Below are 12,600 nucleotides of genomic sequence, written 5' to 3'. Positions count from 1 at the left end.
ATAAAAGTGTAGGGGGAGGGGATTATAATTAAAATAACAATTTGTGAAGATGAACTAGAGATGCGACTTTTAATAGAAAACTACATTAAAACTATATTAGATAAAGAAAATATAGAACATGAAGTAAGCAAATATTGCTCTGGAGAAGAACTATTAGAAGCTAATTTAAAAGATGTAGATATCTTACTTTTAGATATAAAAATGGACAATATTAATGGGATGGATGTTGCGAGAAAAATTAGGCAATTAGGAAGTAAAATGGAAATAATATTTATAACATCTTTAATAGACTATGTACAAGACGGGTATGAGGTAAAAGCTTACAGATACTTATTAAAACCTATAAATTTCGAAGAGTTAAAGAAACATTTATTAACATGTATTAAAGAAATCAAATTAAATAAACATAATTATATAATAATAAAGAATAAGTCTAATACATATAAGATTAATTCAAATGAAATAACTTATATAGAAGTCCAAAAAAAGGACATGCTAATACATACTATAAACAAAAATTTCGAAGTAAGATACAGTTTAGAAAAAATAGAAAAAGATTTAAATTTAGACCAATTTGTAAGATGTCATAAAAGCTTTATAGTTAATTTAAATTATGTAGAAAATATAAAGTCAAATATTGCGATATTGGAAAGTGGAGAAGAAATACCTGTTAGTAGATATAGATATAAAGATGTTAAGACTAAATTCCTAAAATTTCTTGGTGATATAATATGCTAAATTTTACACAAGAATTATTATTGATTTTATCAATATTTATACGTTTTTTTATACTAAAAGGTATATTAACTTATAAAAAAGAAGGAAAAGAAAATGAAAAAATTGTATTCTATATTTTATTGTTATTAATTTATATTATAGCTAGATTCTATAATATAGATCAAATTAGTGGTAATAATAGCAATAATTTAATTGATGCTATATTATTCATTGTTTTTGGAATATACTATAATTATTTTTATAAGATAGGATATGTTAAATATATACTTTTATTTTGTTTATTTAATGTATATTACGATTTGATTAAGAATTATCTATTAGAAAGGGTTTTATTTTTTATAATTACAGGTAGTGTTATTTCATCTGAAGGGGCACTTTTAGTATCTAACTTTGAACGTTTAAAAGTTGATATATCTATTAATTTGGTTATTTTATTTACCTACAATACAATTAGGTTTTTAAATCGTCGGTTACAATTATTTGATAGCGAAAAAAGAAACTATATATACTTATTATTTGCTTTATCAGTTAACTCAATCAGTATAGTTGGAAATTATATATTTTACAAGTTTGAGAAATTTGGCAAATTATATTCAGAAAAATATGTATTTGATTTTCTTTTAACTCCAAAGTTAATATTAGCTAGTAGTATAGTTCTTATATTATTATTTAGACAAATATTAAAAGAAAATAAATTAAAAACTCAGAATGAACTAATGCAAAACAAGTTAGACATGCAATATAAATATTATTTGAGCATTCAAGAATCTCATATGAAGGTTAAAAAACTTTATCACGATATAAATAATCATATTTGTTGTATAGATAATCTTAAAAATAATAGTTTAGAAGTTGATGAATATATTAGTAATTTAAATGATGAAATTAAAGAGTTTAAATTTATTTACAATACAGGTAATATGATACTTGATATTATAATAAATGAAAAAAGCAAATTATGTACAAATAAAGGAATTAACTTTACATGTGATATAAACTTTTCAAAAGTTAACTTTATAAAACCGATAGATGTATCTAGCATATTTGATAATATTTTAGATAATGCAATAGAAGCATGTGATAAAATAAGTGATGAAAAGATTGATAAGTATATCAGAATTAAAGGAACTGTAATAAAATCATTTTTTATAATTAAATGTGAAAATAGTAAAGTTAATAGTGTTAAAATTTATAAAGATATATTATTAACTGATAAAATAGATAAATTCATGCATGGAATTGGAATTCAAAGTATTAAATCATCTTTAGAAAAATACAATGGAGAAATATTATTTGAAGATGAAAAAAATAAATTTATGATAAATATATACATACCACTCAATCAAAATACTGACAGTTGAGTCGATTAACCTACTAGTTGGGTCATATATATTGATGCTCAAAAAAGAGGATGTTATCTTTTAACAGAAGGTAACGTCCCTTTTTTATGTTTAAGGAGTTTATGATTAATAACTATTTGAGAAGTAAAAATATAATGGAGGAAGAAATTATATGAAAGTAAAAAAATCTATATTATCTATGATATTAGTTTTAAGTGTAGGTTTAATGGTAGGATGTATACATTCAGATGATTCATCAAAAAACTTAATTGAAGTTGAAACTCAAAAAAATAAAGAAAACGAAACTATTGAGTTTTTTGAAAATTACTCAGAAAAAACTAATACCCGAGATGGATTGTATGAAGTTAAACAAGATTTATCTAAAAAGATATCAAAATCTATAATAGATAGTGGACTTAGTATTGCTGATTCAAATCCAGACGGGAGTTTCGTATTATCTCTAGGCGGTTTTGAAAGTCCTCCTACAAAATCTATTCAAAGTCTATATTATTCTATGTATGAAGACTATAAAAAAGGAAAGTCTATAATAGATATTTTTTGGGTTAAAGAATATCCAGAAAATATGAAATTAGATGAAAATGATAAATATATTAAAGCTACATATAACATATTTAAGTCGTTAACTAATACTAGATTAACAGAGAAAGAATTCTTTAATAAAGTTGAAAAAACATTTAATGAAGAAGATCGTCTTGTAGAACTTCCCTATAAAGATGTTATACCGGTTCAAGTTGTTAAAGTTAATAAATCTGGTAAATACATTAAAACTTTACAATTAAGATGTAACTATGACTTCGATATCTCAAAGTCGTAGTATATTAGAAAACTTATAACACATTTAAAGTTCATTATATTGAATTTAAATAAAGGAACTTTTATTAAAACAAGGAGGTCTATATGAAAAAATATATGGCTATTTTTTTATTATCAATTATAGGATTTACGGGTTTTTATATATATAATAATAACTTTAAGCCTTGGGATGAAGCAGAAAAATATATTAATAAATATATGGAAGCGCAGGGGGTTTCAAAAGATGATATAAGTAAAATTACGAAAGAAAAAGCAAAAATAGCAAGTTATGATGGAATTCTTTATAAGGTATCTTATAAAAATGATCCTAATTATAAATATCAATATTTTTATAGTGACGATTACTATGCTTTATATATAAACAAAGTACTATTTCAGATACATGACTTAAAGGACGGTCATGAATTAGTAAAGCATGATGAACTTAAAAACGTAAAATATCCACCTATTTATTTAGATAAATAATAAAGTAATTATAAAAAGCTCTATTAAATTTAATAGAGCTTTTTATAATAAGTTTTTATGAATTTTTGTATTTCTCTGCTAAATATTTCATAGTCTCAGAAATTTTAGAAGGAGTGTAATTTTCTTCATAAATTTTTGAGTTATTATTGAAATGTGTGTCGTTTTTAAAATCAGGATTATAGCTATGATGTAGGTGATATATTGTATGGAACTTTAAAGTGGTTACATTAGGAGTAGCAGCTAATAAAACTGCTCTAAAAGCTGTATCTGTATGTCCCCAACCTTCAAATCTATCATCAAAGCAACCTGTTTTATTTAATAGTTCTTTTCTTATCATACAAATAGAGTTCAAAGGATAGTGGAAATATTGACCCGCGAAATTCTCTAAGCGTTGATTGAGAATTAAAACATTATTATCCATTATATGTTTAGAAAACTCAGGCGTAAGTCTTATTAATAAATCATGTGTAAACACCACATCATAAATTTCTATCATCTCAAGACATTTAGCAACAGTATCAGGATTTATTAATACATCACTATCCATGAAAAGGATATATTTTCTAGTAGATTTTTTTATTGCTTCATTTAAAGATTTAGCTTGATTAAATACACCTTCATTACAACCAATACATATTTCAGCATCAGGCATTAAAGACTTATATCTATTAATTACAAATTCAAAAATTTTAGATCTTTCAGATGTACTTTCTTTATATGGAATTATAATTGAAATATCATTAAACATTTTACACCATACCTTTGTTAATAAAGTTTAAAAAATAAATAATTAATATTATTATATGAAGTTATATATTGTAAAGTTACTGAAGAGATATATATAGTTATTGAATAAATTCTCTAAAGAAAGCCCTATGTGAATAGATTTTATATGTAGGAATATAATAAAGTATAATTAAAATTAAATTCTAGGAGAATGATTTAAATGCTAAAGAGTAGTGTTCTATTTACCAAAAAAGAACTAAGGACATTTTGTACTTATAGGTTCGTTTTTGGGATAGGTTATAGTGTTATGATTCCTATAATACCATTGTACTTAAGCTCACTAGGATTAACCACTGTAATGGTAGGAACAATACTTTCTTTATACGGAGTTAGCAAAGCTATAGTTCAAATGCCTTTTGGAGTTATATCTGATTTTATAGGTGATAAATTAGTTCTAATGATAGCTATTTTACTAATGGTATTTATACCTTTTTCATATACATTAAATAAATCTCAATTGATATCTGGATGGATATATATAATTCAGGGAGCTATATTAGGTATGGCTGCACCAGCTACATTTTCAATTTTATCAAGATCTCTAGATTTAAAAAAAAGAGGAGAAAGTACAGGAATGGCTTCAGCAGTATTTACTTTTGGAGGAGGAATTGGAGCAGCTATAGGAGGTTTTATAGTTTCAAAGACAGGTAACTATAATTTATCATTTTATATATCATCCATAATAATATTAATATCTTTAATATATGTAAAACTAAGAATAAAAAGAAAAAATTATAGTTTTAACACAAAAACAAATAGAGGATGCAAATCAAGTAATGTATTTTCAGAAATAAGGAAATTTAAACTTGGATATAAGATATTGGTTTTAGGTACCATTGCATTTTTAGGAGATTTTATATATGGTTGTGTTGTTGCGCTTTTTCATTTTTATGGAAGAGATGTATTAGGAGCAACAACATCGTATACATCTGCAATAATATCTATATACTTAATCGTATTTGGAGTAGGGGCACCTATTGCAGGCTGGATAAGTGATAAAATAGGGAATAAAAGGCAATTGTTTTTATCATTTGTTGTTATGAATATAAGTTTATTAGGACTGGCGCTAACAAGAAGTATACCAATTTTTACTGCAATTATTATAGTGTATTTTTTAGGTGCAACTTTTTTGAATGCATCATTACAAAGCTCATTATCTGAATTCGGAGATAAGCCTAGAATTAAAGGGATTGTATTTGGATTTGTAGGAGCAGCAGAGTCATGTGGATATGCGTTTGGACCTATTATATCAGCTTATGTATATGAAATAAACAAATCTTTTTTATTTCTTGGACTCCTTTTTGTTTCCATTATAGTTTCTATAATTTATTTAGGATTACATAAAAAAGCATGTATATAGTACAAGGTTTTTAAATTTATTACAATTTATCCCCAATGAGTTTAATAGAATATAAAACTCATTGGGGATAAATACTTTAAAAATACAACTTGTATAAATGTTTGTTTTCTTCCATCCAAATATGCATATCTTTTAACATAACATCATATGGATTTACTTTATAGTTAAAATCTTTTTTTACTGAAATTAAGCTTTTATCACAATGAATTTCTTCAAATTTTTCTATTTCAATATTGTCTTTATTAAATTCACTTTTCATTAAATTTAGTAAATTGTATTTAGAAATCTTAGTTTCATTAGCTATATTATAAATACCTTGTATATCTAAATCCAATGCTTTATCTATAACCTTTGCAAGTTCTAATGTTGTAACGCCATTCCAATACACATTAGTAAAACCTTTTATAGTTCCTTCTTGGTGCATAAACCAATTAAACAATCCACTTCCATTTTTTAATTCTGGGCCTATAATAGAAGTTCTAATTGTAAGTGAATTCTTACCATATATTTCTCCAAAGTTTTTGCTTAATCCATAAATACCGTCTTCATCTTTAAAAGATTCTTCTGAATAGTTTCCCTTAGAGCCATTAAATACACAATCTGTACTTAAATGTAATATTTTTATATTTTTAATTTCACCTATTCTATCTAGTAGTTTTGGGAAAAATGTATTTACATATATAGTATTTTTAATATCTAGTTCAGCGGATTTATTTAATACGCCTATGCAGTTAATAATTATATCTGGATTTATATAACCAATTATACTATTTATTTTATTAATGTCGTTTATATCACATATTATACTATCTTCATTTAGTTTGGAATGATGACAAACATTGTATATAGTATATTTTTCTTTAATTTTAGATAGATACATTGTAACCATATGTCCGGCCATTCCCGTGGCACCAAATATTAATACTTTTTGCATATAACACCTCCTTAGTGTTTATTCCAAACATTTCTATTTATATAATCGATGTAACTTACGATACATCGTACAATTTTTTTTGAAACATTTTCAGTATCATAATCTTTTACTATATTCATGCAGTTATCATTAGACTGACCAACTACAATATCTATTGAGTTTTGTATTGTATCGTAGTCTAAGCCACTCATTATTAAGGTACCTTCATCCATACCTTCAGGTCTTTCGTGAGAATTTCTTATAGTTATTGCAGGAAATCCTAGTATAGAGGATTCTTCAGTTATGGTACCACTATCGGATAAAGTACAATATGCATTTAATTGTAAATTTATATAATCAAAAAAACCTAATGGTTTTAATAAAACTATTCTTTGATCCAATTCTAGATCTTCCATAAGATCTATCTTTTTTTTAGTTCTAGGATGTGTAGAAAATATTATTTTTTTATCATAATGGTTTGCTATTTTATTTAATGAAGTAAGAAGTTGTGTAAAATTATCGTCTATATCTAAGTTTTCTTCTCTATGAGCACTAACTACGAAGTAATCTTTTGGGTTTAAGGATAGGGATTCTAATATAGTGGATTGATTAATTTTATCGAAATGATATTTAAATACTTCCTTCATACTAGAACCAGATTTGATTATAGTTTCTGGTCGAATTCCTTCAGCCTCTAGATATTTCCTTGCATGTTCTGTTAAGGTAAAATTAATATCACTTAAGTGGTCTACAATTTTTCTGTTTATTTCTTCAGGGACTCTTAAATCAAAACATCTATTTCCAGCTTCCATATGAAAGATTGGTATCTTTTTCTTTTTAGCAGCAATTACAGATAGGCATGTATTCGTATCTCCATATATTAAAATTGCATCTGGCTTTTCTATATCTAATAATTCATTAACTTTTACTAAAATATCAGCAATTGTTTCTATGGCATTACCTTTTGCTGAATTTAAGAAATAATTTGGCTTTCTTATTTCTAAATCTTTAAAAAATACTTCATTAAGTTCATAGTCATAATTTTGGCCAGAATGAACTAGTATATGGTTAGTATATTTATCTAGTTCATTTATAACTCTACTTAATTTTATTATTTCGGGTCTAGTTCCAATTATAGTCATTACTTTTATCATAATTTAACCTCACTCAATTGCTTTATTTAGGAAATGAATTTAGTTTATTTTTTATAAAATCAAGACTTAATAATAAATCCTTTGTTTCTTCTAAACTCAATCTATAAGTGTTGTGAGAATTATAATCCTCTAAATAAGAGACATGATCTTTTCCAGATATAAAATACTTATCATAATTTAAGTCTCGATTATCAGCCAATATTCTATAGTAAGAACCACAATCCTCAGATTTTGAAAGTTCTTCTCTTGTAGCTAGAGTTTCATATAGCTTCTCTCCATGCCTTGTTCCTATAGTTCTAATTTTTATATCGGGTGCATCAAATATCTCAATTAAAGCTTTTGATAGACATTCTATAGTTGAAGCAGGTGATTTTTGTATGAATAGATCGCCTTGGTTACCATGCTCAAATGCATATAAAACAAGTTCAACTGCATTATCTAGACTCATCATAAATCTTGTCATATTTGGATCTGTTATAGTTAAATCTTTTTTATTTTCTATTTGTTCTATGAAAAGAGGTATTACGGAACCTCTAGATGCCATAACATTTCCATATCTAGTAATACAAATTAACGTATCATGAGGGTCTAATAGTCTAGATTTAGAGATAGCTATTTTTTCCATCATTGCTTTTGATATGCCCATCGCATTTATAGGATAAGCAGCTTTGTCAGTACTTAAACAAACAACCTTTTTAACTCCATTACTTATACATGCATTTAAAACATTTTCTGTTCCTAATATATTTGTTTTTACTGCTTGAAGAGGGTAGAACTCACAAGATGGAACTTGCTTAAGAGCAGCTGCGTGAAATACATAATCAACTCCTTTTAGCGCATAATTAATGCTATCATAGTCTCTTACATCACCAATGTAAAATTTTATTTTTTCGTTGTTGTATAACCTTCTCATATCATCTTGCTTTTTTTCATCTCTACTAAAAACCCTTATTTCCTTTATATCTGAATTAATAATTTTTTTTATTAAAGCATTTCCAAATGAACCAGTGCCGCCAGTTACTAAAATTGTCTTATTATTAAACATATTTTCACCCTTATTTCATGAATTTTAATGTCGTTATATTTAATATTATGATGAAAAAGTTTGAGGTGTGCATAATAACATAATGTTTTTAATTTCATATTATATAAATATATAAAACTAGCTAGTTTTATATATTTATATAATATGAAAGAGGTAACTTGATATGGAAAATAAAATTATTATGGTTATAGATATACCATTTAATGTACCAGAAAATCCATTTTGGCCAGGATTTAAAGATGTGTATAATGACTCTAAAAAATTATCTCAAACTAAGGAATGGATTGAATATAGAATTGAAATTTTCAATAAATACACTTTGAGAAGTTTAAAAAATCAAACTAATCAAAATTTCAAATGTATAATGAGATACACAAAAGAAACTGAAGAAATAGTATTTAATTCATTATCAAAATACGACAAATTACCAGATAACGTAATTTTTACATCTGATGGAGATGAAACTATATATAGCCTAATACAAGGATATGATTATATTTATCATATAAGAATTGATAGTGACAATATGTTTAGTAAAGATTATATTGATATATTGTATAAAACTCCATATTATGAAGAATTAGAATGCATATTATGTAAAAATGGATATATGTATGAAATAGAAGGCGATAGGTTAGCATCGATGGAGCATGGTTCGCCATCGTTTTACGCTTTAGTATATACTGTAGATGATTTTTATTTTGGATTTAGACATAATACAGAGCCAGACCATTGGGGAGCTGCAAATTTAACTCATAAAGTTATAGATACACATTCTTATCTAGTGATTGTACATGAAAAAAATGTAAGTAATAGTTTTAATATGGTTCTTAATTATCCACATATAAAAACTGTAGAAATTTTTAAAGAAGAAAAAGAAGAAATTTTAAAAAGTTTTGATTTAAAATAAAATTAAAAAATAGCAAAGTTTAATAAATTAAACTTTGCTATTTTAATTTAGAATAAGTTTTCTTTAAAAGGTATTTCTATCTTCTCTTTATATGAATCAATATTATGTTTAATAGTATTTTTTATATCATCGTAGTTATTATTTATATAATTTATACAATCTATAATATCTTCATACAATTTTTTTGAATCTGTAGATACAATCAGTTTATCGCAATCGATAGATTTTACGAAATCAAAACATTTAAATCTATATCCTAAACAAATAAAAGGGGTATTTGCGACAGCAGATGTTATATTTCCATGAAGCTTAAAATTTATAGAAAATTCACATCTTTTTAACAAACTCATTAACTGGCCACCACTATATATATTTGTATCAACAATTAAATTGTTACTAGGTTTAATTTTTTTATAAAAATCTAAAAAAGGTTTCAAGTCTTGTTCCCACATAATATATAGGTAAACTTTATATCCCTTATCTATTAAATAATCACACACTTTTGCAAGCTCATCAGATACGCTATCTTCATCATTCCCATAAATTTTATTTAGACTAGAACCCCAGTTTACAGCAACAATTTTATCTGTAGGGTCTAATGTAGTTATAGGCATATAATCTACTAGAGGTTGCTCTTGTAAGGCAAATCCTGGATCGCCAGAAATTATTAGCTTACTGATATCAACAAATGATTTTTTTATCAAATTATAGGTTAAAGGACCTCTAACACCTACAAATTCACAGTTAGGGATTATTTCTTGTAAAATAATTTCACTATCATCAGGGAATAAATATGCAGGGGTATTTTCCTCTATTAGGGACACTATATAATCTTTTTCAGCCCAATCATATCCGCTTCCCCAAATGAATATTTTAGAACCAGATTGAAAGCTTCTGTAAAGTATTTCTATATAGCCTGGAAGTAAAAGGGATCCACCTCCTAGAACAACAACATCATAAGTAGGCAAATTATTTAAATCACTATCTTCAAAATTGTTTACTATTTTATATTTTTCAGAGACACCATGTTTTTCACATAGATCTAAGAATATATCCCACATAAGCTCATCGCCTATGTTGTTTTGTCCAAGCCACCCAATATATAATAATTTTTTCATTTAACCAGCTCCATTTTAATGAAAGTTTTTAAGAGAATTCATGTAAACACGTATTAATCTATCTGTATTAGATTTTATATCAAAAAAATTTCTAGCCCAGTCATAGCAAGATTCAGCATATTCAGAAAGTCCGTCTTTATTTTCATATACATACTTAATATCGTTATATAGGAATGAAGCATTATTAGATTTTATAGATTTATGGTCACCAAAATAAACTCTCCACGCACTTTCAATATTATCATTGCTAAGTATACCGAAATAACCATTATTACCAGATGCAATAACAGGCTTTTTACAAGCAAAAGCCTCAATTGCCACACGACCTGTACCTACTATACAATCAGCATTAAGATAATAATCAACTACATTTGTTTTTCCACCAACTAGATGAATACATTTTTTTCCTAATAAAGCATTTGTTCTGTTTGCTATACCAACTAATTGGTTAAAATCAGGACCATCGCCAACGATAATTAGATGTAGATTTAGATTTTCAATACGAACAAGGTCACGACAAACCCTTAATAAATTTTCAGCAACCCTTGTTTTACTCCAAGCTATTCTAGAACAATAAACTATAGTAAAGGCATCTTCATCAATACCAAGTTCTTCTTTTATGGATAAATTAGGAGTTTTAGAAACGTAATTATCAAAATCTATAGAATTTGGAATTACAGTTGATTGTACGTTATATTCAAGTAGCCAATCATAAGTAGGTTGGCTAACACTTATTACAGAGTCAGATAAATTAAGTCTATCATATAAAATATCGTAATAGTAAAGTCCATGAACGGTAAAAATACATGGAATTTCAAGCTCTTTGCCTATATCTATACATAACGCGCCGGAAGGTGACTGGTGAGCGTGAATTATATTTATATTTTCAGCTAAAATTATTTGTTTTATTTTATTTTTATATCTGCTTTCAGTTGCTGAATCTTTTATTACGTAAAGAGGAAAATCCATATTATAGATAGTACATCCTAATTTAAGGAATTCAGATGAATAAGGTCCATGGTCTGCTAACAAACAAACTTTTATGCCTCTGCCTAAAAACTCTTTAATAAGACTATATACATGAGTTTCGGTTCCGCCTATATTTAGGCTATCTAAGACCATTAAAACTTTTAAATCTTTTTCGTCTATAGCAAATTTATTTATATCGTAATATATTTTTGAACGTTGATTTTCATGTAATCTATAATAATATAGTTCTTCATCTATATTATCTATTCCAAATGGCAATAGTTTTGTGATAAATTCATAGTCTTCGGCACCTTCAAGTTTTCTAGAAAGGCCACCTATACTATCAAATACGCTCCCTTTAATCAATAAAGAACCATGACAAACGCAGTTAAGACCTGTTGAGTATACGTCTTTTATATTATCTACACCAAATTCTATACCAGTTGGCTCAGATATTGGTGTAGGATCGTCTTTATTAAAAGTTGCATAATTAGTACCAACAGCACTTATTTCTTTATGCTCATTTAAAAAACTGACCTGTTTTTTTATTCTATCTTTATGAGATCTATCATCTCCATCGTGCATTGCTATATATTCGCCTTGAGCTAAAAATAGTCCATATGTCACGGCACCGGAGAAACCTACATTTTTAGGTAGTTGTATTAGCTTTATATAATTATCATTCTTAAAAGAATTTTTATTTTTTCTTATCCAATTTTTGATTTTTGATACACTATTATCTGTTGATTTATCATCAACAACAATAATTTCTATATTTTCATAAGATTGATTAAGTATAGAATCTAAGCATTCTAGTATATAGTTTTCATTATTATAGTTTGATATAACTATACTAACTAATCCATCAATTCTATTGAATTTCATAGAAATAAACCTCCTTAGTAGTCTATTGGAATAATATCGAAACATTAACTTAATTAGACAATATACTATATAGTATATTATTT

The 12,600-nt window shown here is 26.1% G+C and carries 12 protein-coding genes; 6 read left to right on the top strand and 6 right to left on the bottom strand.

The features are described from left to right. Positions 1–24: 24 nt before the first annotated feature. The 4 genes from KXZ80_RS09625 (at position 25) to KXZ80_RS09610 (ending at position 3,377) form a co-directional block, all read left to right on the top strand. The gene (locus tag KXZ80_RS09625; protein ID WP_038285272.1) at positions 25–738 is read left to right on the top strand and encodes a LytR/AlgR family response regulator transcription factor; all 714 of its coding nucleotides are present in this window, start codon (positions 25–27) and stop codon (positions 736–738) included. Continuing rightward, complete coding sequence (locus KXZ80_RS09620) at positions 732–2,099, top strand: sensor histidine kinase (protein ID WP_021433266.1); 1,368 nt, start codon at positions 732–734, stop codon at positions 2,097–2,099. Before KXZ80_RS09625 ends, KXZ80_RS09620 begins: the two co-directional genes overlap by 7 nt. Before the next feature lie 151 nt (positions 2,100–2,250). Continuing rightward, complete coding sequence (locus KXZ80_RS09615; protein ID WP_021433265.1) at positions 2,251–2,913, top strand: hypothetical protein; 663 nt, start codon at positions 2,251–2,253, stop codon at positions 2,911–2,913. An 83-nt stretch (positions 2,914–2,996) separates the two neighbouring features. Beyond that, positions 2,997–3,377 carry a DUF3139 domain-containing protein gene (locus tag KXZ80_RS09610; protein WP_021433264.1) on the top strand — a complete coding sequence of 127 codons (381 nt, stop codon included), beginning with the start codon at positions 2,997–2,999 and terminating at the stop codon, positions 3,375–3,377. 55 nt (positions 3,378–3,432) lie between these two features. Here KXZ80_RS09610 and KXZ80_RS09605 read toward each other — a convergent pair whose 3' ends face one another. Beyond that, on the bottom strand, positions 3,433–4,125 hold the full coding sequence (locus KXZ80_RS09605) for a glycosyltransferase family 2 protein (RefSeq protein WP_021433263.1): 693 nt from the start codon (positions 4,123–4,125) through the stop codon (positions 3,433–3,435). A 198-nt stretch (positions 4,126–4,323) separates the two neighbouring features. Between KXZ80_RS09605 and KXZ80_RS09600 the strand changes: the two genes are divergently transcribed. Next, a complete protein-coding gene (locus KXZ80_RS09600; RefSeq protein WP_038285269.1) occupies positions 4,324–5,523 on the top strand; it encodes an MFS transporter in 1,200 nt (399 codons plus the stop codon). Positions 5,524–5,599: 76 nt separating this feature from the next. Here KXZ80_RS09600 and KXZ80_RS09595 read toward each other — a convergent pair whose 3' ends face one another. Genes KXZ80_RS09595 through KXZ80_RS09585 form a run of 3 tightly spaced genes read right to left on the bottom strand, consistent with a single transcriptional unit; the run spans position 5,600 to position 8,635 of the window. Next, positions 5,600–6,457, bottom strand: coding sequence for a dTDP-4-dehydrorhamnose reductase family protein (locus KXZ80_RS09595; RefSeq protein WP_021433261.1), 858 nt, complete (start codon positions 6,455–6,457; stop codon positions 5,600–5,602). Positions 6,458–6,468: 11 nt separating this feature from the next. Further along, entirely contained in the window at positions 6,469–7,590 is a 1,122-nt protein-coding gene (gene wecB, locus KXZ80_RS09590) for a non-hydrolyzing UDP-N-acetylglucosamine 2-epimerase (RefSeq protein WP_021433260.1), read from the bottom strand. Positions 7,591–7,612: 22 nt separating this feature from the next. After that, on the bottom strand, positions 7,613–8,635 hold the full coding sequence (locus KXZ80_RS09585; RefSeq protein WP_021433259.1) for a polysaccharide biosynthesis protein: 1,023 nt from the start codon (positions 8,633–8,635) through the stop codon (positions 7,613–7,615). 163 nt (positions 8,636–8,798) lie between these two features. On the opposite strand from KXZ80_RS09585, the gene KXZ80_RS09580 reads away from it, so the two are divergent. Further along, the gene (locus tag KXZ80_RS09580) at positions 8,799–9,545 is read left to right on the top strand and encodes a glycosyltransferase family A protein (RefSeq protein WP_021433258.1); all 747 of its coding nucleotides are present in this window, start codon (positions 8,799–8,801) and stop codon (positions 9,543–9,545) included. A 47-nt stretch (positions 9,546–9,592) separates the two neighbouring features. Here KXZ80_RS09580 and KXZ80_RS09575 read toward each other — a convergent pair whose 3' ends face one another. Together KXZ80_RS09575 and KXZ80_RS09570 are read right to left on the bottom strand one after the other, a co-directional pair. Beyond that, positions 9,593–10,663 carry a polysaccharide pyruvyl transferase family protein gene (locus KXZ80_RS09575; protein ID WP_021433257.1) on the bottom strand — a complete coding sequence of 357 codons (1,071 nt, stop codon included), beginning with the start codon at positions 10,661–10,663 and terminating at the stop codon, positions 9,593–9,595. Between the two features lie 15 nt (positions 10,664–10,678). Then, the gene (locus KXZ80_RS09570) at positions 10,679–12,517 is read right to left on the bottom strand and encodes a glycosyltransferase (protein WP_021433256.1); all 1,839 of its coding nucleotides are present in this window, start codon (positions 12,515–12,517) and stop codon (positions 10,679–10,681) included. Positions 12,518–12,600: the final 83 nt, after the last annotated feature.

Origin of the sequence: Paraclostridium bifermentans (genome assembly GCF_019916025.1) — a bacterium.
GTDB lineage: Bacteria > Bacillota > Clostridia > Peptostreptococcales > Peptostreptococcaceae > Paraclostridium > Paraclostridium bifermentans.
This window is presented reverse-complemented; position numbering and strand designations above follow the sequence as displayed.

Coding starts and splice junctions, on each gene's coding strand:
- KXZ80_RS09620 (WP_021433266.1), top strand. CDS start 732: ATGCTAAATTTTACACAAGAATTATTATTGATTTTATCAATATTTATA.
- KXZ80_RS09615 (WP_021433265.1), top strand. CDS start 2,251: ATGAAAGTAAAAAAATCTATATTATCTATGATATTAGTTTTAAGTGTA.
- KXZ80_RS09610 (WP_021433264.1), top strand. CDS start 2,997: ATGAAAAAATATATGGCTATTTTTTTATTATCAATTATAGGATTTACG.
- KXZ80_RS09605 (WP_021433263.1), bottom strand. CDS start 4,125: ATGTTTAATGATATTTCAATTATAATTCCATATAAAGAAAGTACATCT.
- KXZ80_RS09600 (WP_038285269.1), top strand. CDS start 4,324: ATGCTAAAGAGTAGTGTTCTATTTACCAAAAAAGAACTAAGGACATTT.
- KXZ80_RS09595 (WP_021433261.1), bottom strand. CDS start 6,457: ATGCAAAAAGTATTAATATTTGGTGCCACGGGAATGGCCGGACATATG.
- wecB (WP_021433260.1), bottom strand. CDS start 7,590: ATGATAAAAGTAATGACTATAATTGGAACTAGACCCGAAATAATAAAA.
- KXZ80_RS09585 (WP_021433259.1), bottom strand. CDS start 8,635: ATGTTTAATAATAAGACAATTTTAGTAACTGGCGGCACTGGTTCATTT.
- KXZ80_RS09580 (WP_021433258.1), top strand. CDS start 8,799: ATGGAAAATAAAATTATTATGGTTATAGATATACCATTTAATGTACCA.
- KXZ80_RS09575 (WP_021433257.1), bottom strand. CDS start 10,663: ATGAAAAAATTATTATATATTGGGTGGCTTGGACAAAACAACATAGGC.
- KXZ80_RS09570 (WP_021433256.1), bottom strand. CDS start 12,517: ATGAAATTCAATAGAATTGATGGATTAGTTAGTATAGTTATATCAAAC.